Annotated in this window: 26 protein-coding genes and 1 other RNA gene; 8 read left to right on the top strand and 19 right to left on the bottom strand. The window is 58.4% G+C overall.

Annotation, left to right across the window (positions count from 1 at the left end; translation table 11 throughout):
• Position 1: 1 nt before the first annotated feature.
• The 9 genes from mraY to rsmI all read right to left on the bottom strand — a co-directional run bounded on the left by mraY (position 2) and on the right by rsmI (position 9,048).
• A complete protein-coding gene (mraY, locus tag PPTH39_RS08510; RefSeq protein ID WP_095001537.1) occupies positions 2 to 1,084 on the bottom strand; it encodes a phospho-N-acetylmuramoyl-pentapeptide-transferase in 1,083 nt (360 codons plus the stop codon).
• A complete protein-coding gene (locus PPTH39_RS08505; RefSeq protein WP_130871867.1) occupies positions 1,084 to 2,451 on the bottom strand; it encodes a UDP-N-acetylmuramoyl-tripeptide--D-alanyl-D-alanine ligase in 1,368 nt (455 codons plus the stop codon). The genes mraY and PPTH39_RS08505 overlap by 1 nt, the downstream gene beginning before the upstream one ends.
• Positions 2,444 to 3,907: a UDP-N-acetylmuramoyl-L-alanyl-D-glutamate--2,6-diaminopimelate ligase gene (locus PPTH39_RS08500; RefSeq protein WP_130871866.1), complete on the bottom strand. Its 1,464-nt coding sequence runs from the start codon at positions 3,905 to 3,907 to the stop codon at positions 2,444 to 2,446. The genes PPTH39_RS08505 and PPTH39_RS08500 overlap by 8 nt, the downstream gene beginning before the upstream one ends.
• Positions 3,907 to 5,655, bottom strand: coding sequence for a peptidoglycan D,D-transpeptidase FtsI family protein (locus PPTH39_RS08495; RefSeq protein ID WP_095018295.1), 1,749 nt, complete (start codon positions 5,653 to 5,655; stop codon positions 3,907 to 3,909). The genes PPTH39_RS08500 and PPTH39_RS08495 overlap by 1 nt, the downstream gene beginning before the upstream one ends.
• Positions 5,652 to 5,945, bottom strand: a complete 294-nt coding sequence (gene ftsL, locus PPTH39_RS08490; protein WP_019823808.1) for a cell division protein FtsL — start codon at positions 5,943 to 5,945, stop codon at positions 5,652 to 5,654. Before ftsL ends, PPTH39_RS08495 begins: the two co-directional genes overlap by 4 nt.
• Complete coding sequence (gene rsmH, locus PPTH39_RS08485) at positions 5,942 to 6,889, bottom strand: 16S rRNA (cytosine(1402)-N(4))-methyltransferase RsmH (protein WP_165446504.1); 948 nt, start codon at positions 6,887 to 6,889, stop codon at positions 5,942 to 5,944. The genes ftsL and rsmH overlap by 4 nt, the downstream gene beginning before the upstream one ends.
• Positions 6,886 to 7,341, bottom strand: coding sequence for a division/cell wall cluster transcriptional repressor MraZ (mraZ, locus tag PPTH39_RS08480; protein WP_095001541.1), 456 nt, complete (start codon positions 7,339 to 7,341; stop codon positions 6,886 to 6,888). Before mraZ ends, rsmH begins: the two co-directional genes overlap by 4 nt.
• A gap of 358 nt (positions 7,342 to 7,699) precedes the next feature.
• Positions 7,700 to 8,053, bottom strand: an RNA gene (gene rnpB / locus PPTH39_RS08475) — RNase P RNA component class A.
• Between the two features lie 140 nt (positions 8,054 to 8,193).
• Positions 8,194 to 9,048, bottom strand: a complete 855-nt coding sequence (rsmI, locus tag PPTH39_RS08470; protein ID WP_130871963.1) for a 16S rRNA (cytidine(1402)-2'-O)-methyltransferase — start codon at positions 9,046 to 9,048, stop codon at positions 8,194 to 8,196.
• A 235-nt stretch (positions 9,049 to 9,283) separates the two neighbouring features.
• Here rsmI and PPTH39_RS08465 point away from each other — a divergent pair, with 235 nt between their 5' ends.
• The 4 genes from PPTH39_RS08465 to PPTH39_RS08450 all read left to right on the top strand — a co-directional run bounded on the left by PPTH39_RS08465 (position 9,284) and on the right by PPTH39_RS08450 (position 12,727).
• Positions 9,284 to 11,056, top strand: coding sequence for a penicillin-binding protein activator (locus PPTH39_RS08465; RefSeq protein ID WP_130871865.1), 1,773 nt, complete (start codon positions 9,284 to 9,286; stop codon positions 11,054 to 11,056).
• Entirely contained in the window at positions 11,056 to 11,421 is a 366-nt protein-coding gene (locus PPTH39_RS08460; RefSeq protein WP_095001544.1) for a YraN family protein, read from the top strand. Before PPTH39_RS08465 ends, PPTH39_RS08460 begins: the two co-directional genes overlap by 1 nt.
• 134 nt (positions 11,422 to 11,555) lie before the next feature.
• The gene (locus PPTH39_RS08455) at positions 11,556 to 12,149 is read left to right on the top strand and encodes a phosphoheptose isomerase (protein WP_095001545.1); all 594 of its coding nucleotides are present in this window, start codon (positions 11,556 to 11,558) and stop codon (positions 12,147 to 12,149) included.
• A complete protein-coding gene (locus tag PPTH39_RS08450; RefSeq protein ID WP_095001546.1) occupies positions 12,146 to 12,727 on the top strand; it encodes a BON domain-containing protein in 582 nt (193 codons plus the stop codon). Before PPTH39_RS08455 ends, PPTH39_RS08450 begins: the two co-directional genes overlap by 4 nt.
• 53 nt (positions 12,728 to 12,780) lie before the next feature.
• On the opposite strand, the gene PPTH39_RS08445 is transcribed toward PPTH39_RS08450, so the two are convergent.
• The 7 genes from PPTH39_RS08445 to rplM form a co-directional block, all read right to left on the bottom strand.
• Positions 12,781 to 13,194, bottom strand: a complete 414-nt coding sequence (locus tag PPTH39_RS08445; protein WP_095001547.1) for a ClpXP protease specificity-enhancing factor — start codon at positions 13,192 to 13,194, stop codon at positions 12,781 to 12,783.
• A gap of 17 nt (positions 13,195 to 13,211) precedes the next feature.
• Positions 13,212 to 13,829, bottom strand: a complete 618-nt coding sequence (locus tag PPTH39_RS08440) for a glutathione S-transferase N-terminal domain-containing protein (protein ID WP_016779514.1) — start codon at positions 13,827 to 13,829, stop codon at positions 13,212 to 13,214.
• Positions 13,830 to 14,015: 186 nt separating this feature from the next.
• Positions 14,016 to 14,795 (bottom strand): cytochrome c1, encoded by a 780-nt coding sequence (locus PPTH39_RS08435; protein ID WP_095020341.1) that lies wholly within the window; start codon positions 14,793 to 14,795, stop codon positions 14,016 to 14,018.
• Entirely contained in the window at positions 14,795 to 16,006 is a 1,212-nt protein-coding gene (locus tag PPTH39_RS08430) for a cytochrome b (RefSeq protein ID WP_016779512.1), read from the bottom strand. The genes PPTH39_RS08435 and PPTH39_RS08430 overlap by 1 nt, the downstream gene beginning before the upstream one ends.
• Positions 16,006 to 16,599, bottom strand: coding sequence for a ubiquinol-cytochrome c reductase iron-sulfur subunit (gene petA, locus PPTH39_RS08425; protein ID WP_083369776.1), 594 nt, complete (start codon positions 16,597 to 16,599; stop codon positions 16,006 to 16,008). The genes PPTH39_RS08430 and petA overlap by 1 nt, the downstream gene beginning before the upstream one ends.
• Positions 16,600 to 16,854: 255 nt before the next feature.
• Positions 16,855 to 17,247: a 30S ribosomal protein S9 gene (rpsI, locus tag PPTH39_RS08420; protein ID WP_003216038.1), complete on the bottom strand. Its 393-nt coding sequence runs from the start codon at positions 17,245 to 17,247 to the stop codon at positions 16,855 to 16,857.
• Positions 17,248 to 17,261: 14 nt separating this feature from the next.
• Positions 17,262 to 17,690, bottom strand: a complete 429-nt coding sequence (gene rplM, locus PPTH39_RS08415; RefSeq protein ID WP_007917032.1) for a 50S ribosomal protein L13 — start codon at positions 17,688 to 17,690, stop codon at positions 17,262 to 17,264.
• Between the two features lie 246 nt (positions 17,691 to 17,936).
• Here rplM and PPTH39_RS08410 point away from each other — a divergent pair, with 246 nt between their 5' ends.
• The 3 genes from PPTH39_RS08410 (at position 17,937) to PPTH39_RS08400 (ending at position 21,339) form a co-directional block, all read left to right on the top strand.
• Positions 17,937 to 18,977 (top strand): NADP(H)-dependent aldo-keto reductase, encoded by a 1,041-nt coding sequence (locus PPTH39_RS08410; RefSeq protein ID WP_095001548.1) that lies wholly within the window; start codon positions 17,937 to 17,939, stop codon positions 18,975 to 18,977.
• Between the two features lie 268 nt (positions 18,978 to 19,245).
• On the top strand, positions 19,246 to 20,181 hold the full coding sequence (locus PPTH39_RS08405; protein ID WP_169916835.1) for a GlxA family transcriptional regulator: 936 nt from the start codon (positions 19,246 to 19,248) through the stop codon (positions 20,179 to 20,181).
• A 135-nt stretch (positions 20,182 to 20,316) separates the two neighbouring features.
• On the top strand, positions 20,317 to 21,339 hold the full coding sequence (locus PPTH39_RS08400) for an asparaginase (protein WP_095001550.1): 1,023 nt from the start codon (positions 20,317 to 20,319) through the stop codon (positions 21,337 to 21,339).
• Between the two features lie 42 nt (positions 21,340 to 21,381).
• Here the strand turns inward: PPTH39_RS08400 and zapE are convergent, their stop codons facing one another.
• From zapE to PPTH39_RS08385, 3 genes are all read right to left on the bottom strand, one after another.
• Entirely contained in the window at positions 21,382 to 22,476 is a 1,095-nt protein-coding gene (gene zapE / locus PPTH39_RS08395) for a cell division protein ZapE (RefSeq protein ID WP_095001551.1), read from the bottom strand.
• A 91-nt stretch (positions 22,477 to 22,567) separates the two neighbouring features.
• On the bottom strand, positions 22,568 to 23,923 hold the full coding sequence (locus PPTH39_RS08390) for a tryptophan--tRNA ligase (RefSeq protein ID WP_095001552.1): 1,356 nt from the start codon (positions 23,921 to 23,923) through the stop codon (positions 22,568 to 22,570).
• A 24-nt stretch (positions 23,924 to 23,947) separates the two neighbouring features.
• Positions 23,948 to 24,583 carry an alpha/beta hydrolase gene (locus PPTH39_RS08385; protein WP_095001553.1) on the bottom strand — a complete coding sequence of 212 codons (636 nt, stop codon included), beginning with the start codon at positions 24,581 to 24,583 and terminating at the stop codon, positions 23,948 to 23,950.
• 139 nt (positions 24,584 to 24,722) lie between these two features.
• Between PPTH39_RS08385 and PPTH39_RS08380 the strand changes: the two genes are divergently transcribed.
• The gene (locus PPTH39_RS08380; protein WP_016779504.1) at positions 24,723 to 25,157 is read left to right on the top strand and encodes a Z-ring associated ZapG family protein; all 435 of its coding nucleotides are present in this window, start codon (positions 24,723 to 24,725) and stop codon (positions 25,155 to 25,157) included.
• The last annotated feature ends 26 nt before the right edge of the window (positions 25,158 to 25,183 follow it).

The raw sequence follows: 25,183 nt of genomic DNA, 5'->3' as shown, positions 1-25,183 counted from the left end.
TCTACCTCAGCTTCAGTGTGGCAAGGCCGACCAGTACGAGAATCACGGTAATGATCCAGAAGCGGACGATCACACGTGGCTCAGGCCAGCCTTTGAGTTCAAAGTGGTGATGAATCGGCGCCATGCGGAACACCCGCTTGCCGGTCAACTTGAAGGACGCTACCTGGATCACCACGGACAGGGTTTCCATCACGAACACACCGCCCATGATGAACAACACGATTTCCTGGCGCACGATCACGGCGATAGTGCCCAGAGCTGCGCCCAGCGCCAGTGCGCCAACATCACCCATAAAGACTTGTGCCGGGTAGGTGTTGAACCACAGGAACCCGAGACCGGCGCCAATCAATGCGCCGCAGAACACAATCAACTCACCCGCGCCCGGTACATAAGGGATCAGCAGGTAGTCGGCAAATTTCACGTTGCCCGACAGGTAGCAGAAGATACCCAGCGCACCGCCGACCATCACGGTGGGCATGATCGCCAGGCCATCGAGGCCGTCAGTCAGGTTGACCGCATTGCTCGAACCCACGATCACAAAGTAGGTGAGAACAACAAAGCCGATGCCCAGCGGAATGCTGGCGTCCTTGAGGATGGGCAGGATCAGCGTGGTTTCTACCGCGCTTGGCGCCGTCACGTACAAGAAGATCGCCGCGCCCAGACCGAACACCGACTGCCAGAAATACTTCCAGCGGCTTGGCAAGCCACGGGAGTTTTTTTCGATTACCTTGCGGTAGTCATCCACCCAGCCGATGGCGCCGAACAACAGGGTCACGATCAGCACGACCCACACATAACGGTTGCTCAGGTCAGCCCACAACAGGGTGCTGATGGCGATGGCCGACAGGATCAACGCGCCGCCCATGGTCGGAGTGCCCGATTTGGACAGGTGCGATTGTGGGCCGTCATTACGTACCGACTGGCCGATCTGACGGTTTTGCAGGGTGCGGATCATCCACGGCCCCAGGCACAGCGACAAGGTCAACGCGGTCAGCACCCCGAGGATCCCGCGCAGGGACAGGTACTGGAAGACCGCGAAGCCTTTATGGAACTGTTGCAGATACTCCGCTAGCAGCAGCAGCATTAATGTTTCTCCCCGCTGGAACCGCACAAAGCCGCAACGACGTTTTCCATCGCAGCGCTGCGCGAGCCCTTGATCAAAATAGTGGTGTTTGTTTCGTGCTCAGCGCGAAGCGCCTTGATCAGGTCAGCCTGATTGGCGAAGTGACGAGCCTGGTGTCCAAAAGCAGTGACGGCATGAGCCATCATGGGTCCCACCGCATAGAGCGCTGAAACTTTGTCGGCGGCATAAGCGCCTACTTCACGATGTCCTTGCTCCGCCCACTCACCCAGTTCGCCAATATCTCCGAGCACCAGGACGGTGCGGCCGGAAAAGGCGGCGAGTATATCAACGGCAGCGCACATTGAGGTGGGGTTTGCGTTGTAAGTGTCATCAATAATTCGCAGGCCCGCGGCGGTCAATTGCGCGACAGCGCGACCTTTTACCGGCAACACGGCTTCAAGGCCGGTTTTGATACCAAACAGCGACACGCCGAGGGCGTGAGCAGCTGCCGCAGCGGCCAGTGCGTTGGCCACGTTGTGGGTGCCCAACAGGTTAAGTTGGACCTGCTCGCTACCCAGCGGGCTGTGCAAGGTGAAGCCCGGGCAACCGCGAGCGTCACGGCTCAGATCGCTGGCATAAAAATCGGCTTGAGGGTTGTTCAAGGCAAAACTCAGCACCTTGCGCCCCGCTGCCCGGTTATTCCAGATGGCGAATGCCTTGTCATCCAGATTCAGGACAGCGATTCCGTCAGCCTTCAGCCCTTCGATGATTTCGCCCTTGGCTTCGACGATTTTATCCGGGCCACCGAACTCGCCCACGTGGGCAGTACCGGCATTGTTGAGCACGGCGACATGGGGCTGGGTCATGGCCACGGTGTAGGCAATTTCGCCGAGGCGTGAAGCGCCCAGCTCAATAACCGCAGACGTGTGCTCAGCTGTCAGTTCCAGCAGCGTCAGCGGCACGCCCAGATCGTTGTTCAGGTTGCCCTTGGTCGCCAGCACCGGGCCACGGGTGCGCAGAATGCAGGCGAGCATTTCTTTGACCGTGGTCTTGCCGCTTGAGCCGGTAATCGCCGCCACCGGTTTGTCGTAGCCGGCACGGTTGAGCGCACCCAGGCGACCCAAAGCTTCGCGGGTGTCCTTGACCACCAGTTGCGGCAGCGCCGACTCCGGCACTTCGCGCTCAACCAGCGCGGCAACAGCGCCCTTGGCAGCCACTTCATTGAGGTAGTCGTGGCCATCGAAACGCGGGCCGGTCAGCGCAATAAACAGCTGACCCTTGCTGATCGCCCGGCTGTCGATGCTGACCCCGCTGAAACGGCAGTCGACATCTACCACACGCCCCTGCAGGGCAGCAGCCACTTCACTGAGCAACAGAGGCTTAAGCATGGGCAGCCTCCCAAGTGTTCAAGGCTTTTTCGGCTTCGACCAGATCAGAGAAGTCATGGCGTTCGCCGTTGATTTCCTGATAGTCCTCATGACCTTTACCCGCCAGCACGATCACGTCTTCTGCCTGTGCATTGGCAATAATCCGGGCAATGGCATCGCCACGACCGGCGACAAAGGTGACGTTCTGCGGCGCAGCGAAACCGCCACGGATATCATCGAAGATCTGCCCTGCAGCTTCGGTGCGCGGATTGTCGTCAGTGACCAGAACACCATCAGCCAAACGCTCAACCACCTGCGCCATCAACGGACGCTTGCCGCGGTCACGGTCGCCGCCGCAGCCGAACAGGCACAGCAACTGACCTTTGGCATGCGGGCGCAGGGCCAGCAGTACTTTTTCCAGTGCATCCGGGGTGTGGGCGTAGTCAACCACCACCAGCGGCTTGTTGCCGCCACCCAAACGCTGCATGCGACCGACCGAGCCTTCCAGCTTGGGCAGCACTTTGAGAATTTCGTCCAGCGGGTAGTCCAGCCCGAGCAAGGCGCCAACGGCAGCCAGTACGTTGCTCAGGTTGAAGCGTCCCAGCAGCGAGCTGCGCAACAGATGCTCGCCTTGCGCCGTCACTACGGTGGCCCGCACACCGTCATCATCAAAGATGGCATCACGGCAGTACAGGGTGGCCCCTGTGTCCTCAAGGCTATAGCTGATCAGGCGCGACTCATGCTTTTCAGCGGCCAGTTGGCGGCCAAATTCATCGTCCAGGTTCAGCACCCGGCAGCTCAGGTCCGGCCAGGCAAACAACTTGGCCTTGGCGGCGGCGTAAGCCTCCATCGTGCCGTGGTAATCCAGATGGTCGCGGGACAGATTGGTCAGCACAGCGACGTCAAATGCCAACGCACTGACGCGCCCCTGATCCAGGCCATGGGAAGAAACTTCCATCGCTACCGCTTTGGCCCCGGCCTTTTTCAGGTCGGCGAGCATGGCCTGTACGGCAATCGGGTCTGGCGTGGTGTGACGGCCACTTTGCAGCGCGCCATAAAAACCGGTGCCCAAGGTGCCGACGATGCCGCAGTGCTGACCCAGCAGGTCAAGCGCCTGGGCCACCAGCTGAGTGACGCTGGTTTTGCCGTTGGTGCCAGTGACACCTACCAGATTCAGATGCCGGCTGGGCTCACCATAAAAACGCCCGGCGATATCCGACAGCTGGGCCGCAAGGCCCTTGACCGGAATCAGCGGCACGGCAGAGATAGGCAGCACATCAGCGCCGTCCACTTCATAGGCCACGGCAGCAGCGCCGCGCTTAAGGGCGTCAGCGATATGTTCACGACCATCGAGCTTGCCGCCAGGCACCGCAAGGAACAGATCACCTGCGCGTACATTGCGGCTGTCGAGGGTCAGTTCACGGATCAGCAGATCGTGACCGGCGTGAGGAAAAATCTTGTTCAGGCTCAGGGACATTAGCCACGCCCTCCTTTGGCTGCTGCAGCGGCTGCCGCTGCTTGTTGCTCCGCTGCCGTTGGCAGGTTATCCGGGATCACGTTCATCAGACGCAGCGTACCGGACATGACTTTGCTGAATACCGGTGCCGAAACCAGACCACCGAAGTAGCCCGCCTTGCTCGGCTCATCGATCACCACGACGATCGCGTACCGCGGGTCGCTCATGGGACCAAAGCCGGCAAACAGGGAACGGTAGGAGTTCACTGCGTAGCCTTTTACGCCACCACCCGTGGTTTTACGCGCCGTACCCGACTTGCCGCCGACGTGATACGCCGGAACCTTGGCACGCCATACACCACGCGGGTTTTCGATTACTTCCTGGAGCATTCCCTGCAGCGTCTTGGCGACTTGCTCCGGCATGACCTGAGCGGCCTGAACAGGTTTGTCCTTGTCTGTCTTGAGCAGGGTCAGCGGAGCGAGCTTGCCGTTGTTGGCCAGGGCCGAGAAGGCATGCACCAGCTGGATCGCGGTCACGGACACGCCGTAGCCGTAAGACAGGGTCGCGGTTTCCGCCTTGCGCCATTCACGGTAGTTGGGCAGGTTTCCCACACGCTCGCCCGGGAAGCCCAGACCGGTGTCCTGGCCCAGGCCCATCTTGGCCATCTGGCGGAAGATCGCTTCACCGCCGATATCGAAGGCCACCTTGCTCATCCCCACGTTACTGGAGTTGATCAGGATGCCGGTCAGGTCGAGGACCGGACCTTCAGTGCGCGATACGTCACGAATGGTGTATTTGCCCAGCTGCAAGGTGCCCGGGTACACCTCAACCTTGTCGGTGGGTTTCCAGCGCCCGGTTTCCAGGGCGGCACTCATGGAGATCGGTTTGACCGTCGAGCCCGGCTCGAACACGTCGATCATGGCGCGGTTACGCATCATCGCCGGTTGCAGGTTGCGACGGTTATTCGGGTTGTAGGTGGGTTGGTTGACCATGGCCAGAATCTCGCCGGTCTTCACATCCATGATCACCAGGCTGCCAGCCTTGGCGCCGTTCTCGACCAGCGCATTGCGCAGTTCGCGGTTGGCCAGGTATTGCAGGCGCAGGTCAATCGACAACGCCAAGGTCTTGCCGGCCTTGGCGTTTTTGGTCACTTGCACGTCTTTGATCAGACGCCCGCGCCGGTCCTTGATCACTTGCCGCTTGCCCGGCACCCCGGCCAGCCATTCGTCATAGGCCAGTTCGACGCCTTCGCGTCCTTTATCGTCGATATCGGTAAAGCCGACCATATGCGCCGTCACCTCACCCGCAGGGTAGAAACGACGGAACTCTTCAATGCCATAAACACCCGGCACCTTGAGGTCGAGCACCACCTGGCCCTGCTCGGGAGTCAGGCCCCGCACCAGATAGATAAATTCTTTGTTGGCTTGCTGTTCCAGGCGTGCGGTCAGCACCTTGGGGTCTTGCCCAAGCGCGTGTGCCAGGGCTGGCCAACGGTCTTTGGCAACCTGCATTTCCTTGGCATTGGCCCACAGGGTGGTCACCGGCGTGCTCACGGCCAAAGGCTCGCCATTGCGGTCGGTAATCAGGCCACGGTGTGCAGGGATAGGGATATGCCGCAAGCTGCGAGCATCGCCCTGGCCCTTGAGGAAGTCATGGTCGATAACTTGCAGATAAACGATCTGGCACGCGATTGCACCTACCAGCAGTGCCAGCAATGCCAGCACCACACGAAAACGCCACGGATAGAGCGCGCCTTCGAGTTTGATCATGGCGCCACCATTCGAACTTCTGCTGCGCCAGGAATGCGCATCTTCAGTTGTTCGCTGGCCAGGGTTTCGATGCGGCTATGGGCAGTCCAGGTGCTCTGCTCGAGAATCAGGCGGCCCCATTCGGCCTGCGCCTTGTCCCGTACGCTCAGCTCCCCGTACAGGGTGTTGAGCAACTGGCGGTTCCAGTGGGCGCTATACGAAACGCCCACAGCCGAAACCAGCACGCCAATAAACAACAGCAGCATGAAAAAACTTCCGCCGGGAAGTGGTTTGGCGAAGAGCTTGTTCAACGAAGCTTCTCCGCGACGCGCATGACAGCGCTGCGCGAGCGCGGATTGGCTTTGAGTTCGGCATCGGACGCGGTCTGTGCCTTGCCATGAATCTTGATCTTCGGTTCGAAGGCAACGTGCTGCACGGGCAAGCCGCGCGGCAGGTTGTCGGGCTCGCCCTTGACCAGTTTGCGCATAAACAGTTTGACGATGCGGTCTTCCAGCGAGTGGAAGCTGATAACGACCAGGCGGCCGCCGATAGCCAGGGACTCAAGGGCAGCTTCAAGGCCAGCCTCAAGGTCACCCAGTTCGTTGTTCACATGAATGCGCAGGCCCTGGAAAGTGCGGGTCGCCGGGTGCTTGCCCTTCTCCCAGGCCGGGTTGGCCACTTTCAGCACTTCGGCCAGGTCGCCTGTACGCTCGAACGGCTTGATATCGCGACGTTCGACAACCGCACGGGCCATGCGACCGGAAAACCGCTCTTCGCCGTATTCCTTGAATACGCGGGCGATTTCCTCCTGGGAGGCAGTGTTGACGAACTCGGCCGCGCTGATACCGCGATCAGGGTCCATACGCATGTCCAGCGGGCCGTCATTCATAAAGCTGAAGCCGCGCTCCGGGTCGTCAAGCTGTGGCGAAGAGACACCCAGATCAAGCAACACGCCGTCGACCTTGCCAGCCAGACCGCGCTCGGCAATTTCGGATCCCATTTCCGCAAAACTGCGCTGCACAATGACAAAGCGGCCGTCTTCGGCCGCCAGCGCTTGCCCGGTGGCAATCGCTTGTGGATCTTTATCGAACCCGAGCAGACGCCCCTCAGGGCCCAGCTTCTGGAGTATCAGGCGGCTATGTCCGCCGCGACCGAAGGTGCCATCCAGATAGCATCCATCAGGGCGTACGGCGAGAGCCTCTACGGCTTCGTCGAGCAGTACGGTGATGTGGTTGAAGCCGCTATCTATAGTCACAGAATTAAATCACGCAGTTCGTCAGGCATCGCGCCCGGTTGTTGAATGGCTGCAAGGTCAGCGGCAGAAACCGCCTCCCAAGCATCCTCGTCCCACAGTTGAAACTTGTTCAGCTGGCCCACCAGCATTGCGCGCTTGTCCAGTCGGGCATATTCACGCAAGCGGGGCGGTACCAGAAAACGACCACTGCCATCGAGCTCAAGGTCGACGGCGTTACCAATCAACAGACGTTGCAAGCGGCGGTTTTCTTCACGCAGCGAAGGCAACGCCCGAAGCTTGGTTTCAATCAACTCCCACTCATCGAGGGGGTACACACACAAGCAGGGATCAACGGCATCAATGGTCACGATCAGTTGCCCGGAACTGCGCAAATTCAACTCGTCACGGTACCGGCTCGGCATTGCGAGACGGCCCTTGGCATCGAGACTGATTGCGTTGGCTCCGCGAAACACTGGCCGCATCTCCAAATATTAGCGTTTTACGTCTAAAAAACCCACTTCACGCCACTTTTCACCACTTATGCACACTATAGGAATGCGCCCACACCACCGTCAAGGAGCGGCCTACAGGAAAACCCTTACATAACGGAGATTTAGGAGGGGAAATAGACGTGGAGCAGTAAGCGGAGAGATTTTTTGACCCGCGACGCGCCGCAAATTCAAAGCTCTGGACTTCAAACTTAAAGTAGTTTGTTAAGAGTAAGAACTTTTCGGCATTACGTCGGGAAATAATCTTGCGATGAATTGCAGGGGGGGATAAGGCAATTGCGAATATAGCAATCTGCCTGCAGCGCAGGCAGAAGAAAAAAAGGTGGAGAGTCGATCTGTAAGCCGGGTTCTGTCGTGAACAGTCATTCGTCTACGATGGCCATCACTGGACATCTTTAGCAACCTACCCGGTCCCAGCGCGGGCCACGCCTTGGGACCCTATTTGGTCTTGCTCCAAGTGGGGTTTACCTAGCCACGAACTGTTGCCAGTCGTGCGGTGCGCTCTTACCGCACCTTTTCACCCTTACCGGCGCCGAAGCGCTTAGGCGGTTATTTTCTGTGGCACTTTCCGTAGGCTCACGCCTCCCAGGCATTACCTGGCACTTCGCCCTATGGAGCCCGGACTTTCCTCCCCCCCCTAATTTTCATAGAGGGCAGCGACTGTCCAATCGACTCTCCGGCGCGAAGATTAACTGTACAGAGCGTATAGAACAAGCGTTAAAAGCCGCAAGGCAGGTTGATTTGCCTGACTTGCGGCCTTTAGCCACGGGCTAGAACACAAAGAAATATCAAAGTGCCATCACCCGATATCAATTGTTACTCACTTTTCTGCTTTTCAAGTGCAACTTGGTACAACACGTTTTTGCGCTCACCGGTTATTTCAGCTGCAAGTGCAGCAGCACGCTTGAGCGGCATTTCTTTAAGCAGCAAGTAGAGAATACGCATTGCCTCACTGCTGACCGCGTCTTCCGTTTCTGGCGCAGTCCAGCCGGCAACCAGAACCACACACTCGCCGCGCTGCTGGTTACTGTCGCCTTCAACAAAAGCGCGCAGCTCGGACAGAGGCAAACCTTTGAGCGTCTCGAATGTTTTAGTCAGCTCACGCGCCAGCAATGCCGGGCGCTCGGGCCCGAATACCAATTCAAGATCTTGCAGGCACTCAAGAATACGGTGCGGGGCCTCGTAAAAAATCAGTGTGCGCGGCTCTTCCTTAAGTAATTGCAGCCGCGAACGACGCCCAACCGCCTTGGCCGGCAGGAACCCCTCAAAGATAAAGCGATCAGAAGGCAGCCCCGCAGCCGACAAGGCGGCGATCAAGGCGCAGGCTCCCGGCACGGGCACGACCTTGATCCCGGCAGCGCGCGCCTGACGCACGAGGTGATAGCCGGGGTCGGAGATCAGCGGGGTACCGGCATCCGAGATCAATGCCACATCTTCACCCGCCAGCAAACGCTGGATAAACCGACTGCCTTCATCACGCTCGTTATGCTCGTGACAGGCACCCAGCGGCGTGGAGATACCAAAATGCTGCATCAAGCGCAGGGAGTGGCGCGTGTCTTCGGCCGCAATCAGCGATACATCACGCAATACCTTGAGCGCACGCGCACTGATGTCGTCCAGGTTACCGATGGGCGTGGCCACCACATAAAGTGAGCCAAGAACGGAATTCAAATCACCTGGAGCAGTCAAAACGCACACCTCATAAGAGTTAAAGGCGCCATTGTAGCGCGTAGAGCCCTCATGAACGCACCCACCCTGCAGGCCGCAAAACGCCAACCGGGTAAACTTTTAATGCCACAACGTACATAACGCATCTAAATTCAGGCTTTATTGCCTCTAACATCGCGCCCCGGCCAGTGCTTGGGTACACTTCCCAACTCATTTGATCGAGTATCAGGAACACTACATGATCGCTTGCCTGCGGCTGTTCACTGCCCTCTGCCTCGCTGCCCTGCTGGCGGCTTGCGCCAGCTCGCCCTCGTCCAGCCTTGGCGAACTTCCACGGACCCCGGATGCCAGCCTTGAGCAATTGCTCCAGCAGGCCACCGAGAGCACCAATCCGGAAAAAGCCGCCCTGTTGCGCCTGTCGGCAGCCGACCTTGCCCTGCGCCAGCAAAACAACGCCCGCGCCGCGCAGATCCTGGCCATGGTCCCGCTGGACCAGCTCAAGCCCGCACAACAGGTTTTTGCCAACACCCTGGCAGCCGAACTGGCGATGAACCGCAATGATCCCAAGGCCGCAGTCGCCGCCCTGAATCATCCAAGCACATCGATCCTGGGCGAGCTGCCCGTCGACCTGCAAGTGCGCACCCGTACCGTACATGCCCGCGCCCTGGAGGCTGACGGCCAGGCCCTGGCCGCCGCCCGTGAACGCGCAGCGCTGAGCCCGAACCTGACCGGCGATGCCGCCAACAGCAACAACGACGCTATCTGGGCACTGGTGGCCAGCTTGCCGGCCGAGCAACTGCACGCCCAGGGCAATGATCTACTGAGCGGCTGGATGTCCCTGGCCCTGGCGGTGAAAAGCGCCGGCACCCTGCAAGACCAACAGAACGCGATTGATCAATGGCGCGCACAGAACCCGGCCCACCCGGCCGCTATCCAGCTGCCGACCCCACTGGTCAAGCTCAAGGAGCTGGCCAGCCAGCCCCTGACCAAGATCGCCCTGCTGCTGCCACAGGACGGCCAACTGGCCTCGGTGAGCAAAGCACTGCGCGATGGCTTTATGGCTGCACACTATCAGGCCCAGCAAGCCGGCCAGAACCCGCCGAGCATTCAGTTCTATGACAGCTCGCGCCTGACCTCGCTGGACGAGTTCTACCGCCAGGCACAAGCCGACGGCGTGCAACTGGTGGTTGGCCCACTGGAAAAAAACCTGGTCAAGCAACTGAACAGCCGCCCGCAACTGCCGATTACCACCCTGGCCCTGAACTACAGCGAGGGCACCCAAGGCCCGGCGCAACTGTTTCAGTTCGGCCTGGCGGCTGAAGACGAAGCCCGCGAAGTGGCTCGCCGCGCCCGGGCCGACGGCCTGACCCGCGCTGGCGCCATGGTCCCGGTCGGTGAGTGGGGCGATCGCGTGCTCAAGGCATTCCGCCAGGAATGGGAAGCCCATGGCGGCACCGTCGTTGGCGTTGAACATATCGACAAACCTGTAGCCCTTGCCCAGCAAGTGGCGGATCTGGTGCAACTGCGCAAAAACGGCGGCTCGAGCGAACCAACGCGTCGCCAGGACATGCAGTTCCTGTTCCTCGCTGCGACCCCGCAGCAGGCCCAGCAGATCAAACCCACGCTGAACTACCAGTACGCAGGTGATCTGCCGGTATACGCAACCTCCCACGTATTCAGCGCCAGCGGCGACCAGAACCAGTACAACGACATGAACGGCATCCGTTTTTGCGAGACCCCCTGGCTCCTCGACCCGAACAACCCGCTACGCCAGCAAGTGACCGCACAATGGCCGCAAGCAGGCGGCAGCCTGGGCCGCCTGTATGCGATGGGTATCGACGCCTACCGCCTGGCACCGAGCCTGGGCCAGCTTAAAGCCCTGCCCGACAGCCGGATCGACGGTATGTCCGGCAGCTTGAGCATGAGCCCGACCCAACGTGTAGAACGTCAACTGCAATGGGCCGAATTCGCCAATGGCCAGCCTCAACGCCTGCCGGCTACCGCCAACTGATGCCCGAACGCTCAAGCCAGCAAACTGGCAAGGATGCCGAGCGCCTCGCGCTGCGGCATCTTGAGCAACAGGGTTTGCGCCTGCTGGCACAGAACTGGGCATGCAGGCGCGGCGAGCTGGATCTGGTCATGCTTGACGGCGATACAGTAGTATTCGTCGAAGTTCGTTACCGTCAACATGCGCAATGGGGTGGCGCACTGGCCAGTATTGACGGCCGCAAGCGTCAAAAACTGATACTTGCCGCCCAGCATTTCTTGCAGCAACAGACACGCTGGGCCAATCACCCGTGCCGCTTTGACGTGGTGACGATGGACAGCACAACACCCCGACTGAACTGGCTACGGAATGCCTTTGACAGCCAGTAGCGCTGCCAGGCCGATTCCAGCTCCCTTTTTCAACGATTTTGCTTTGCTTTGCGGGCTGCACATTCTTGTGCCGGGAAGTCACCCAGGAACACCTGGTTCACGCCCGACCAGCCGCCCTACTTAAGGTCACATAGATGGACATGCAATCCCGGATTCGCCAGCTTTTTCAGGCCAGCATCGACACCAAGCAGCAGGCGATGGAAGTGCTTGCCCCTCATATCGAGCAAGCCAGCCAGGTGATGGTTAACGCACTGCTCAATGAAGGCAAGATGCTCTCGTGCGGCAATGGCGGGTCGGCAGGCGACGCCCAGCACTTCTCATCCGAGCTGCTCAACCGCTTCGAGCGCGAGCGCCCGAGCCTGCCTGCCATCGCACTGACCACCGACACGTCGACGATCACCTCGATCGCCAACGACTACAGCTTCAACGAAATTTTCTCCAAGCAGATCCGCGCCCTGGGCCAGCCCGGCGACGTGCTGCTGGCCATTTCCACCAGCGGCAACTCGGCCAACATCATCCAGGCCATCCAGGCGGCCCACGATCGCGAAATGATCGTGGTCGCAATGACGGGCCGTGATGGCGGCGGCATGGCCTCGCTGCTGCTACCCGAGGACGTGGAGATCCGCGTTCCTTCCAGCGTCACTGCACGCATCCAAGAAGTCCACCTGCTGGCGATCCACTGCTTGTGCGATCTGATCGACAGCCAACTGTTCGGGAGTGAAGAATGACTTTAAATCGCCTAGGCCTGGTAGCCCTGACCCTGTGTCTTGGTCTGACCGCCGGTTGCAGCTCGGTACTGACCGCTACCCGCGACACCCCTATCGAGGATGATCGCGGCACCCGCACCTTCGGCAGTAAAATCGATGACTCGCTGATCGAAACCAAGGTCGCCGTGAACGTGGCCAAGGCCAATCCGGATCTGGATACCGGTTCGCACATCGTCGTCACCAGCTACAACGGTATCGTGCTGCTGGCCGGCCAGACCCCGCGTGCAGACCTCAAGGCCCAGGCCGAACAGGCGGCAGCTTCAGTCCAGCGGGTGAAAAAGGTCAACAACGAGCTGCAGGTCATGGCTCCTTCGTCAATCCTGGCGCGCAACAACGACGCCTGGCTGACCACCAAAATCAAGACCCAGATGCTGACTGACAGCGCCATCCCTGGCTCACGCATCAAAATCGTCACCGAGAACGGTATCGTCTACATGCTCGGCCTGGTCACCAAACAGGAGGCCGCCCGCGCCACCAGCCTGGTGCAAGGTGTTTCCGGGGTGCAGAAAATCGTCAAACTGTTTGAGTACATCGACTGACGGCCACGGCTGCCAGACACAAAAAAGGCGACCTTTTCAGGTCGCCTTTTTTATTACTTCACCACTTTCAGGCTTGGCCGGCCTGTAGGTCGCGGCGGCTCGGAGCCTGGCGGCGGACTATCATCACCCGGCTCAACCTCGTCATCAGCCTCGAGAGGCTCTTCCAGGTCAAACACCATGCCCTGGCCGTTCTCACGGGCGTAAACGCCCAGAATGGCTGCAATAGGCACGTACAAGGTGTGTGGCACACCACCAAAGCGCCCTTCAAAGCTTACTGCTTCGTTGTCCATGTGCAATTGACGCACGGCGGTTGGCGAAACATTGAGGACAATCTGCCCGTCACTGGCAAAACCCGCAGGCACTTGCACCTTGGGGTAGTCAGAGTTAACCAGCATGTGCGGAGTGCAGTCGTTATCAACGATCCACTCGTAGAGCGCACGCACCAGATAAGGTCGACTTGAATTCATCGAGGGCTCCTAAAGCTTTAGCGCATGTCGCGTTCGACACCAGACAGACTCGCCTGGAAAGCCTCACGCGCAAATTGGCGCTCCATATAGTCGAGCAACGGCTTGGCTGGCCGCGGCAATTCAATACCCAAAACAGGCAGACGCCAGAGTATCGGCAATAGACAGCAGTCGACCAGACTTTGCTCATCACTGAGGAAAAAAGGTTTGTCGGCAAATAATGCAGAAACACCCGTCAGGCTCTCGCGCAACTCCTTGCGGGCCTGCACGCGCGCCGGCTCCTTGGTCCGCGAATCAAGAATCAGGTCGACCAGCGCACACCAGTCGCGCTGAATACGATGAATCAGCAGACGGCTATTAGCCCGTGCCACCGGGTACACCGGCAACAGCGGCGGATGCGGATAGCGCTCATCCAGATATTCCATCACCACAGTCGACTCCCACAACGCCAGGTCACGATCGACCAGGGTTGGCAGGCTGCCGTAGGGGTTCACTTCGATCAGCTTCGGCGGCTGACGGCCCGCCTCCACACTGATGATCTCGGCGCTGACACCTTTCTCTGCGAGCACAATGCGCACTCGGTGGGAATAGTGGTCGGCGGGGTCGGAGTAACAGGCCAACCGATTGGTCACGCCCATGGCGGTCCTCCTCGCTTGTTGAAATTATCGGGAGCGGAAAAACGAACGCGCCCAAGGAAAGCCTCTGATAACCACAGGCCAGGTGACTGGCAAGGTCATTGACCCCGCCTGTCACCCGCCCTGCACTGTTACCTTTTCAGAGACACCCTTGGGCGCGCACGATTAACAGCATTGCGTGTAACTATATCAGTGCACATCTTTCCAGTATTCGCGCTTGAGCAGATAAGCGAATACAAAAAGGAAGGCCAGGTAGATCAGCACGTAAGTACCGATGCGCTGATGCTCCAGCTTCACCGGGTTGGCCGAGTAGGCCAGGAAGGTCACAAGGTTCTTGATCTTCTCATCGAACTGCTCTTCAGTCAGGGCGCCGGTTTTTGGCAGCACTGTCAGCTGGTCGCACGCTTCATGGGTCAAAGGCGTGCCGGTGAGCGGATCATACTGCTTCTTGCCGTCTTCGACGATCTGTACTTGCTTGCAACCGATAACCTGACGACCCTGCAACGGTGCCAGCACGTTGGGCATGCCCACGTTCGGGAACACTTTGTTGTTCACACCCCAAGGGCGCGACGGGTCTTCGTAAAAGGCACGCAGGTAGCTGTACAGCCAGTCCGTGCCACGCACACGGGCCACCAGTGTAAGGTCAGGCGGTGCAGCACCGAACCAGGCCTTGGCATCGTTAGGCTGCATGCCGATGTTCATGTGGTCGCCAATCTTGGCACCGGTGAACACCAGGTTATCGAGCATGACCTCATGGGGAATGCCCAGGTCATCAGCGACCCGCTCATAACGCTGGAACTTGGCACTGTGACAACCCATGCAGTAGTTGGCGAACGTACGCGCACCATCCTGCAGGGCCGCCTTGTCAGAAACATCGATGTCGACCTTGTCGAGCTGCACGCCTTGCTCTGCCGCAAAGGAGAACACAGGCATTACCGCGAACATCAATACAGCAAATAGCTTTTTCATCAGCCAGTCACCCTTTCCGGAACCGGTTTGGTCTTCTCAAGCCTGGTGTAGAACGGCATCAGAATGAAGTAGGCGAAGTACAGGAACGTACACACCTGCGACAGCAGCGTGCGGCCCGGGGTAGGAGCCAAGACACCCAGCACACCCAGAATCACGAAGGAGATGCAGAACACCCACAGCCATACCTTGCTCATCCAGCCTTTGTAGCGCATGGATTTGACCGGACTGCGGTCAAGCCACGGCAACACGAACAGCACGGCAATCGCGGCGCCCATGGCAATCACGCCAAGCAGCTTGTCCGGGATGGCACGCAAGATCGCGTAGAACGGCGTGAAGTACCAGACAGGGGCAATGTGCTCCGGCGTTTTAAAGGCGTTAGCCTGTTCAAAGTTCGGTTTTTCCAGGAAGTAACCACCCATTTCCGGGAAGAAGAACACAATCGAGCAGAAGATAAACAGGAATACCACTACGCCGACGATATCTTTCACGGTGTAGTACGGGTGGAAGGGAATGCCATCCAGCGGTATGCCGTTTTCGTCTTTGTGTTTCTTGATATCCACGCCGTCCGGGTTGTTGGAGCCGACTTCGTGCAGGGCAAGAATGTGCAGCACCACCAGGCCCAGGATTACGATAGGCAAGGCCACGACGTGAAGGGCAAAGAAGCGGTTCAGGGTAATACCGGAGATCAGGTAGTCACCACGAATCCACTGGGTCAGGTCGTTACCGATAACCGGGATCGCACCGAACAGCGAAATGATCACCTGGGCGCCCCAGTAGGACATTTGCCCCCAAGGCAGCAGGTAACCCATAAAGGCTTCAGCCATCAGGGCCAGATAAATCATCATGCCGAACAGCCAGACCAGCTCACGGGGCTTCTGGTAAGAGCCGTAGAGCAGGCCACGGAACATGTGCAGGTAGACGACGATAAAGAACGCCGATGCACCGGTAGAGTGCAGCAAGCGCAGGATTGAACCGTATTCGACGTCACGCATGATGTATTCGACAGAAGCAAACGCCTCTTCTGCCGATGGCGTGTAGCTCATGGTCAGCCACACACCGGTAACGATCTGGTTGACCAGAACGAGCAGTGCGAGAGAACCAAAGAAATAGAAGAAGTTGAAGTTCTTCGGAGCGTAATACTTGCTGAGGTGGTCTTCCCACATTTTGGTGGCGGGGAAGCGGGCATCTACCCAATCCATGAACTTGCTCATTACGCGTTCTCCCCATCGAGGCCAACGACGACAATGTTGTCCGTCTCATAGTAGTACGGCGGCACTGGCAGGTTCAGCGGCGCTGGCTGGGCCTTGTAGACGCGGCCGGCCAGATCATAGTGCGAACCATGACAAGGGCAGAAATAGCCGCCTACCCAGTCCTTGCCAAGATCAACCGGCGCGACCTCGGGACGGAACGTAGGCGAGCAACCCAAGTGGGTGCAAATACCGATCAACAACAGAATTTCTGGCTTGATCGACCGCAGCTCCGGATTTACATAAGCAGGCTGATCAGATTGCTTGGAATCCGGGTCAGCAAGCTGCCCTTCAATCTTCTTCAGATTTGCCAGGATTTCCTCGGTGCGACGTACGATGAATACCGGCTGGCCACGCCATTCAGCAATCATTTGCTGACCTGGCTCAACCTTTGCAATATTCACTTTCACCGGTGCGCCAGCGGCTTTCGCCTTGGCACTGGGAAACCACGACCCCACGAACGGGACCGCCGCCCCCACCGCTCCTGCAGCACCCACCACGGATGTGGCTGCTACGAGGAAGCGACGCCGGCCGACATTTACGCCGTCATTGCTCATTCAGTCCTCTCCCATCAGCTTTGTGGCCTGTTAAATCAGGCATCTACTAAATATGCATCTATTACTTATAAAAATTTTGCAGAATGGTAATGAAAAGCCCCTAGTCTTACAAGGTAATTACCGCTCTGGGGCGGCTACAGGCCTTGTAGTATAGGCGTTTGCTGGATGTGGCAAGTTGTCACACCGCTAAATCATCGCCCATAAAAAAAGCCCAGCTCCCGAAGGAGGCTGGGCTTTTTTGAACGAAGCTGCGAATTAACGCTTCGAGTACTGCGGACGCTTACGCGCTTTACGCAGACCGACTTTCTTACGTTCAACTTCACGAGCATCGCGAGTAACGAAGCCAGCTTTGCGCAGAGCGCCACGCAGGGTTTCGTCATACTGCATCAGTGCGCGAGTGATACCGTGGCGGATTGCGCCAGCTTGACCACTTACACCACCACCGATCACGGTGACGTAGATGTCGAATTTCTCGACAGTCTCAGTCAGTTCCAACGGCTGACGAACTACCATACGGGCAGTTTCGCGACCGAAGAAATTCTCCAGAGTGCGGTTGTTGATGGAGATGTTACCGGTACCCGGACGCAGGAAAACGCGAGCGGTTGCGGTTTTACGACGGCCAGTGCCGTAGTTTTGAGTCGCCGACATAATGAACTATTCCGTTAAAACTTCAGTTCTTGGGGCTGCTGAGCAGTATGAGGGTGAGCAGCGCCCGCATAGACTTTCAGCTTACGGTACATGTCGCGACCCAGTGGGTTTTTAGGCAGCATGCCTTTAACCGCGGTCTCGATCACGCGCTCAGGAGCTTTGGCGATCAGCTTTTCGAAGTTGATCGACTTAATCCCGCCCGGGAAACCGGAGTGAGAGTAGTACATCTTGTCAGTGGTTTTAGCACCAGTAACACGGATTTGCTCAGCGTTGATAACAACGATGTAGTCACCGGTGTCAACGTGCGGAGTGTATTCCGGCTTGTGCTTGCCACGCAGACGGCTCGCGATCTCGGTGGCCAGACGACCCAGGGTCTGACCAGCAGCGTCGACGACAAACCAGTCGCGCTTTACTGTTTCTGGTTTAGCAGTAAAAGTTTTCATTCTTTATAGCCTCAGGGGCCGCCCTGTAAATTAGACGGCGGATCTTACTGAATAGTGCGTACTTTGACAAGTCAAAGGCAGCCGGATACAGACGCTATCGGGGGCTCGGGTCAGCGCGTCCGTTCAACGGCAAGATTCTTCGGCAGGCGGCGCATCACTTCCACTGCAGAAAGAGGTGGGCAATTATCCAGATTGCGCAAAAAATTACAACCTGCTTTTATGTTTGTTTACCCGAAGGAGCACCCGATGGACTACCGAAAGCTTGGCCGTACCGATCTGAAAGTAAGCGCAATCGCCCTCGGGACCATGACCTGGGGTGAACAGAACACCCAGACCGAAGCCTTTGAGCAGATCGCCTGCGCCAAAAATGCCGGCATCAACTTTATCGACACCGCCGAAATGTACCCGGTGCCACCCAAGGCCGAAACCTACGCCACCACCGAGCGTTTTATCGGTAACTGGTTCAAGGAACGCGGTGATCGTGCCGACTGGGTGCTGGCGAGCAAGATCGCCGGCCCCGGCAACGGCATCGACTACATCCGTGACGGCCACCTCAAGCACAACCGCAGCCATATCGTGCAAGCCCTGGACGCCAGCCTCAAGCGCCTGCAAACCGACTGGATCGACCTCTACCAGTTGCACTGGCCCGAGCGCAGCACCAACTTCTTCGGCCAGTTGGGTTACACCCACAACGCCGACGAAGACTTCACCCCGCTGGAAGACACTCTCGAGGCACTCGACGAGCAGGTCAGGGCCGGCAAGATCCGCCACATCGGCCTGTCCAATGAAACGCCGTGGGCCACCATGAAGTTCCTGCAACTGGCCGAAAGTCGCGGCTGGCCGCGCGCCGTATCGATCCAGAACCCCTACAGCCTGCTTAACCGCAGCTTTGAAGTGGGCCTGGCGGAAATCGCCATTCGCGAGCAGTGCGGCCTGCTCGCCTACTCGCCCCTGGCGTTCGGCATGCTCTCGGGCAAGTACGGTGGCGGCGCCCAACCACCAAAAGGCCGCCTGACCCTCTACAGCCGCTTCTCGCGCTATTCAAACCCGCAGGCCGTGGCTGCCAGCGAGCGTTACGTGGCACTGGCCCGCGAACATGGCCTGGACCCTGCGCAAATGGCCCTGGCCTTCGTCACCCGCCAACCGTTCGTCACCAGCAATATCATTGGTGCCACGACCATGGAGCAACTCGAAAGCAATATCGCCAGCTTCGACCTGAAACTGTCGGATGAGGTGCTGGCCGGTATCGACGCCATCCACAAGGACCAGCCAAACCCGGCACCTTGAACCACCGCCCCCTTGCGGGAGCGGGCTTGCTCGCGATGCAGGCGACGCGGTGTTTCAGAGAAACCCCATGGATGCCATCGCGAGCAAGCCCGCGGCCACAAAAGTAGCAACCTCTGGACACACAGGAAAAAACATAAGACGATCCAGCCGTAAGTTGACCAATTTCACCTATAAGAATAATCAAAATATGTCTATGTCTAATCAACTCTCCACGCCGCTGCGGCGTGTCAGCATTTTGGCCATCGATCGGGTTTTCGCGTCGACCCTGATGCATGCCAAGGATTTCTTTCACCTCGCCAGCCTGCGTCACGGCAAGCAGCTGGGACAAGGCCTGACCCCCACTTTCGAGACACGCCTGGTCAGCCCCGACGGCAAACCGGCCACCAGCTTCAGCAATGTGGTGCTCCCTGTGGACGGCGGCCTGGAGGATAGCGACATCATTATCCTGCCGGCCTTCGGTGACGATTTCGACACCCTCTGCCAGCGCTATCCGCAAGTACTGCCCTGGCTGCGCGAACAGCATGCCCGCGGCGCTGTCCTGTGCGCTGAAGCCACCGGAGTCTTCTGGCTCGCTGAAGCCGGGCTGCTCGATGGCAAAGAGGCCACCACCTACTGGCGTTTCTTCGACACCTTTGCCCGGCGCTATCCCCTGGTGCACCTCAACCAGGACAAACACCTTACCGACGCCGACAACCTCTATTGCGCCGGCGGGCCTACCTCAGCCTGCGACCTCTACATTTACATGATCGAGCGTTTTTGCGGCGCCAATATCGCCCAGGCCGTAGCCCGCGACATCCTTTACGAAGTACAGCGCAATTACACCCCGGGGCGCATCGGCTTTGGCGGCCAGAAGCTGCACCAGGACGTGATCATCCTGCAAATCCAGCATTGGCTCGAAGAGCACTTCGCCGACAAGTTCCGCTTTGAAGATGTCGCCCGCGATCACGGCATGAGCATCCGCAACTTCATGCGCCGCTTTCAGCTGGCCACCGGCGACAAACCCTTGCACTACCTGCAACGCCTGCGCATAGAAACCGCCAAGGGCCTGCTCTCGGCCACCCGCAAAAGCATCAAGACCATCAGCTATGACGTGGGCTACGACGACGCAAGCTTCTTCGCGCGTCTGTTTCGCCAACACACAGAGCTTTCACCAAACCAGTATCGTCAGCAGTTCCTGCATGCAGGCCTCAATCAGGTCGCTTAAATCTAAGCGTTGTACTACACACCAAGCGGAACAATCTGATTTCTCCGCCAGCCCAAAAAGCCTCTGATGAAATGCCCTCCAACCAGGGGCACTCACAAGAAGAGGCTTCACCGGCCACTGGCGGAGGTACGCAGCATGGCGCAAAGACTCAATCACAACTCCCTGCCCATCCTTTCCATAGGAGCCCTGGGTGGCACCGTGAGCATGCGCACAACACAGCCCGGCTCAGGCGCACAACCCGTGATCACTGGCGAAGCACTGCTTGACGGCATTTCGCAGCTGCACGAAGGGCTGGACGTTCATATCGAGACCCTGTGCCTGGTTCCCAGCGCCTCCCTGGATTTCAATCTGCTGCTTGAAGTGCTGATCTGGGCCCAGGAGCAAGTGAAGCTGGGCGCGCTGGGCATCGTCATCACCCAAGGCACCGACACCCTGGAAGAAACTGCATTCTTCCTTGACCTGTTATGGGATGCCGATGTGCCACTTGTGCTGACCGGCGCCATGCACCCCAGCGATCATCCCGGCGCAGATGGCCCCGCCAATCTGCTGGATGCCTCCAGGGTTGCGCTCGATACACAGAGCCGCAAGCGAGGCGTTCTAGTGGTAATGAACGGCCAGATTCACCAGCCGCTGCATGTGCGCAAATGCTCATCAATAACGCTGGACGCCTTCAACTCGCCGTTTTTCGGCCCTGCCGGGCTAATGCTCGAAAATCGCGTGCTTTATCTGCGTAAAGCCTGCGCACGCACTGTCCTGCCCATGCCCCGCAGCATTCATCACAAGGTCGCATTGCTGCCAGCAACACTGTCTGCCGACACGGTACTGCTGGAGCATGTGCTGGCCCTGGGGTATGACGCGCTGGTGGTCAGTGCTTTCGGGGCCGGGCATGTCAGTGTCGAATGGGTCGACCTGATCGAACAGGTCACCACGGAAATTCCGGTTCTGGTGGCGTCACGAACAGGTTCAGGCCCCACCGCCGAAGCGTCTTACGGGTTTATCGGCAGCGAGATGGACCTGATCGACCGCGGCGCGCTGATGTGCGGGTTTCTCTGCCCGTACAAGGCGCGGATCCTGATATGGCTGCTGATAGGTTGCGGGCATGCCCGCGACATTGCCAAGTACGTGCAGCGCCTGGGATTCAAGGCCGCCGAGGCCTGAGGCGGGCATAAAAAAGGCCTGCAATGCAGGCCGTTTTTTTGACTAGGGTTTGTGCGCCCGCGTCAGATATTCATGGGACTGCATTTCCAGCAAACGGCTGAGGGTACGCTGGAACTCGAAGTTCAGGCGCCCGCCCTTGTAAAGGTCTTTCAGCTCGACTTCAGCCGAGATGATCAGCTTGACGTTGCGGTCGTAAAACTCATCGACCATGTTGATAAAGCGTCGGGCGATGTCGTCCGTTTTCACTTCCATCTGCTCTACACCGCTGAGGATTACAGCGTTGAAGATCTTGCCAAGCTCGATGTAATCATTCTGGCTGCGCGGGCCGTCGCACAACTCGCGAAACTCGAACCAGGCCACATCATCACAGGTACGCAAGGCACGGATGGTGCGGTTCTCGATGATCAGATCATCGTTTTCGATCGCCCTGTTGGAGTTGTGAGTCAGCGCCTTGAAGCTTTCTCTCAAGCTCTTCTCGGACTCTTCGTTCAACGGAAAGTGAAACAGTTCGGCCTGCTCAAGGTGACGCAAGCGATAGTCGACGCCGCTGTCGACGTTGACGATTTCGGTGTTCTGCTTGATCAGCGCAATGGCGGGCAAGAAGCGCGCACGCTGCAAGCCGTCCTTGTACAAACCGTCAGGCACAATGTTCGACGTAGCCACCAGGGTGACACCGTTTTTGAACAGTTCTTCCATCAAGGTGCCGAGAATCATGGCGTCGGTAATGTCCGACACAAAGAATTCATCAAAGCAGATCACCCGCGCCTCGTCAGAAAAACGCTTGGCGATAATGGTCAGCGGGTTCTTTTCGCCATTGAGGGTGCGCATTTCTTCATGCACGCGCTTCATGAAGCGGTGGAAGTGGGTACGCACCTTCTCCTTGAACGGCAGGGCATCGAAAAACGTATCGACCAGATATGTCTTGCCACGGCCTACACCGCCCCAGAAGTAGAGGCCCTTGACCGGCGTCTGCTCCTTTTTGCCGAACAGCTTGCCGAAAAGGCCCGGCTTGCTCTGCGAGGAAGCGACCAGGTCGTCGTACAGGCGCTGCAAATGGCGCACAGCGTTTTCCTGCGCGGCATCGTGGAAGAAGTCCGGGCGTTTCAGATCTGCTTGATATCGTTCTAGAGGCGTCATAATTCGTTAGCAAGGCAACAAAAACGGGCCGACACTGTAGCGACGACCCTTGGGAATGGCAATCAAACCTGAGACGAAACGTCGCACTTTCTCAGTCTTGAACGGGTACCAGCGCAAGGCGCAACGCTTCGATTGCCTCATCTCTGGCTGTGGCATCGGCAAATACCGGGCTGTCAGCCACGCAGGTGTCGCCCAGCCAGACACTGAAGCTCAACGCATCACTGCGCACATCCAGAGGCTCGCCGGATTGCAGCTGCTTGGTCACCTGACCGGCGGTTTTACCGTCGGCAAAGCTGCGCGACAGCAGCAATTGTTCGCCAGCAGCGGCCAGCAGGCGGAAACGGAAGCTGCCGTCTTCGTCGCGGAAGCTGACAAAGCGCGGGCCCTTGGCGGCTTTCTTTTTGCTCGCAGCAGTGGTTTGCGCGGCACTGACAAACGAGCGCAAGCCAACGGCTTCTCGCAATTCGACAAGGAAAGGCGCTGCGATCTTGCGAGCTTTTTGGGCGCCAGCCAGCAGGATGTCTTCCATATCATCAGGACGCGACATCAAGTCGTGGTAACGCTCGCGGGACTCGCCCAGCTCGGCGTCCAGCAGCTTGAACAGGCGCTCTTTCGCTTCGCCCCAGCCCAGGCCCTGCAACAGCTCGCTGCGGAACTCAACCGACTGCTCAGGCGTGGAGAATGCCTGGTACAGGGTGAACAGGTGCGAGTTGTCCGGATCCTTCGCCTCGCCCGGTGCACGGGAGTCGGTAACGATGCGCGAAATCGCGCTTTTCATGTCCTTGGCGCTGCTGAACAACGGAATGGTGTTGTCATAGCTCTTGGACATCTTGCGACCGTCCAGACCCGGCAAAGTGGCCACGCTTTCTTCGATCAGCGCTTCGGGCATGGCGAAAAACTCTTTGCCATTGCCGAACAGGTGGTTGAAGCGCTGGCCAATGTCACGGGCCATTTCAACGTGCTGGATCTGGTCACGCCCCACAGGCACCTTGTTGGCATTGAACATCAGAATGTCCGCAGCCATCAGCACCGGGTAGCTGTACAGGCCCATGGTGATGCCCGCATCCGGGTCTTCGCCGTTTTCCAGGTTCTTGTCTACCGAGGCCTTGTAGGCATGGGCCCGATTGAGCAGGCCCTTGGCCGCTACGCAGGTCAGCAGCCAGGTCAGCTCGGGGATTTCCGGAATATCGGACTGACGGTAGAAGGTCACACGCTCGACATCAAGGCCGGCCGCCAGCCAGGTTGCAGCGATTTCCTGACGCGAACGCTGGATGCGCAGCGGGTCATCGCACTTGATCAGGGCATGGTAGTCAGCCAGGAAGTAAAACGAATCGGCGTTGGGGTCGCGGCTGGCCACGATCGCAGGGCGGATGGCCCCGGCGTAGTTGCCCAGGTGCGGCGTACCGGTGGTGGTGATGCCGGTGAGGATACGAGTACGAGAGGTCATGGGTAATCGCTTATCAGGCTGCAATCAATTCGAAAGGCGTGGCGCTACCAACTCTTTGAGCTCGGGCAGCTTGCCGTGAAAAAAGTGTCCGCATTCTGCCACTTTCAGCAGCTCATGGGGGCGCGACAGGTCGTTTGACCAGTTATAGACCAGCTGCGGGTCGATCACTTCGTCGGTTTCAGGCTGGATAACGGTCAGCGGGCAGTTATGTGGCAAGGCATCTTCGTCACGCAAACGCATCACCGCAGGGGCGATCATAAACACGCGCTCAAGCTTTTCGCCCTGGGCTTCAAGGCGACCACCCAGGCTGGCGGCAACAAAACCACCAAACGAAAAACCGAACAGGGTGATCGGCAAGTCAGGGTGTCTGGCGCGCAACCACCGGGCTGCTGCAAAGGCATCGTCGACTTCGCCGGTGCCCATATCGTGGCTGCCTTCACTGGCGCCGGTGCCGCGGTAATTAAATCGCAAGGTAATCAGGCCAGCATCGCGGGCAGTGCGTTGCAAGGTCGAAACCACTTTATTCATCATGGTGCCGCCCTGTACCGGATTGGGGTGACACAGCAGCGCAAGGCCCTTTGGCTCAGCACAATCAAGGTACAAGGCTTCCAGTTGGCCGACCGGGCCAGCAATTACTACGGGGGTTTCGCGGGTAAGCAAGAGGGAACTCCGTGACCTCAGATTGGGTCGACTCGTCTAGCTGATAGATTCTGTCTGACATATTTGCGAGTGCATCGCGGTATACAGCGCAGGTCCGAGCCGTTAACGTAAAGCAAAGCCGTTTATAGAGGAAGGACTCGTGGAACACTCGCTCTTGATTTGGTTGTTGCCGACTCTCGCCCTGGTTGCCGGTGTCGCCATTGGTTTTCTGGTTGCTCGTCTGCTGCCCAATGCCGTGCCTAACCGCACGCAGCGTCAGCTGGACGACATCCAGGAACGTTTTGACAGTTACCAAAGTGAAGTGGTTACCCACTTCAACACCACCGCCAACCTGGTGAAGAAACTCACACAGAGCTATCAGGACGTGCAAGAACACCTCGCCGAGGGCGCCAACCGTTTGGCCCTGGACGAGCAGACTCGCCAACGCCTGCTGGCTGCCCTGCACCCGGATGTGCCACAACCGCATCGCGAGCGCATCACCCCGCCGCACAGCACCGAGCCGCCATTGGACTACGCACCAAAAAGCCCGAACGGTCCTGGCATGCTGGATGAGCATTACGGCCTGAAGAAGTAATTTCCCCAGCTGGATGCCCAATAAAA

It is taken from the genome of Pseudomonas bubulae, from assembly GCF_900618535.1.
Taxonomy (GTDB): Bacteria; Pseudomonadota; Gammaproteobacteria; order Pseudomonadales; family Pseudomonadaceae; genus Aquipseudomonas; species Aquipseudomonas bubulae.
The sequence above is the reverse complement of the archived record's forward strand: the minus strand, read 5'-3'. Positions and strand labels throughout refer to the sequence as shown.

What these genes read in the sequence shown, in the direction of transcription:
- PPTH39_RS08445 (WP_095001547.1), bottom strand. Translation starts at nt 13,194, where the DNA reads ATGAATTCAAGTCGACCTTATCTGGTGCGTGCGCTCTACGAGTGGATC.
- PPTH39_RS08430 (WP_016779512.1), bottom strand. Translation starts at nt 16,006, where the DNA reads ATGAGCAAGTTCATGGATTGGGTAGATGCCCGCTTCCCCGCCACCAAA.
- PPTH39_RS08410 (WP_095001548.1), top strand. Translation starts at nt 17,937, where the DNA reads ATGGACTACCGAAAGCTTGGCCGTACCGATCTGAAAGTAAGCGCAATC.
- PPTH39_RS08465 (WP_130871865.1), top strand. Translation starts at nt 9,284, where the DNA reads ATGATCGCTTGCCTGCGGCTGTTCACTGCCCTCTGCCTCGCTGCCCTG.
- PPTH39_RS08495 (WP_095018295.1), bottom strand. Translation starts at nt 5,655, where the DNA reads ATGATCAAACTCGAAGGCGCGCTCTATCCGTGGCGTTTTCGTGTGGTG.
- petA (WP_083369776.1), bottom strand. Translation starts at nt 16,599, where the DNA reads ATGAGCAATGACGGCGTAAATGTCGGCCGGCGTCGCTTCCTCGTAGCA.
- PPTH39_RS08390 (WP_095001552.1), bottom strand. Translation starts at nt 23,923, where the DNA reads ATGACCTCTCGTACTCGTATCCTCACCGGCATCACCACCACCGGTACG.
- PPTH39_RS08435 (WP_095020341.1), bottom strand. Translation starts at nt 14,795, where the DNA reads ATGAAAAAGCTATTTGCTGTATTGATGTTCGCGGTAATGCCTGTGTTC.
- PPTH39_RS08460 (WP_095001544.1), top strand. Translation starts at nt 11,056, where the DNA reads ATGCCCGAACGCTCAAGCCAGCAAACTGGCAAGGATGCCGAGCGCCTC.
- rpsI (WP_003216038.1), bottom strand. Translation starts at nt 17,247, where the DNA reads ATGTCGGCGACTCAAAACTACGGCACTGGCCGTCGTAAAACCGCAACC.
- rplM (WP_007917032.1), bottom strand. Translation starts at nt 17,690, where the DNA reads ATGAAAACTTTTACTGCTAAACCAGAAACAGTAAAGCGCGACTGGTTT.
- mraY (WP_095001537.1), bottom strand. Translation starts at nt 1,084, where the DNA reads ATGCTGCTGCTGCTAGCGGAGTATCTGCAACAGTTCCATAAAGGCTTC.
- PPTH39_RS08440 (WP_016779514.1), bottom strand. Translation starts at nt 13,829, where the DNA reads ATGGGCGTGACCAATCGGTTGGCCTGTTACTCCGACCCCGCCGACCAC.
- PPTH39_RS08400 (WP_095001550.1), top strand. Translation starts at nt 20,317, where the DNA reads ATGGCGCAAAGACTCAATCACAACTCCCTGCCCATCCTTTCCATAGGA.
- PPTH39_RS08505 (WP_130871867.1), bottom strand. Translation starts at nt 2,451, where the DNA reads ATGCTTAAGCCTCTGTTGCTCAGTGAAGTGGCTGCTGCCCTGCAGGGG.
- zapE (WP_095001551.1), bottom strand. Translation starts at nt 22,476, where the DNA reads ATGACGCCTCTAGAACGATATCAAGCAGATCTGAAACGCCCGGACTTC.
- PPTH39_RS08500 (WP_130871866.1), bottom strand. Translation starts at nt 3,907, where the DNA reads ATGTCCCTGAGCCTGAACAAGATTTTTCCTCACGCCGGTCACGATCTG.
- PPTH39_RS08405 (WP_169916835.1), top strand. Translation starts at nt 19,246, where the DNA reads ATGCATGCCAAGGATTTCTTTCACCTCGCCAGCCTGCGTCACGGCAAG.
- PPTH39_RS08455 (WP_095001545.1), top strand. Translation starts at nt 11,556, where the DNA reads ATGGACATGCAATCCCGGATTCGCCAGCTTTTTCAGGCCAGCATCGAC.
- PPTH39_RS08450 (WP_095001546.1), top strand. Translation starts at nt 12,146, where the DNA reads ATGACTTTAAATCGCCTAGGCCTGGTAGCCCTGACCCTGTGTCTTGGT.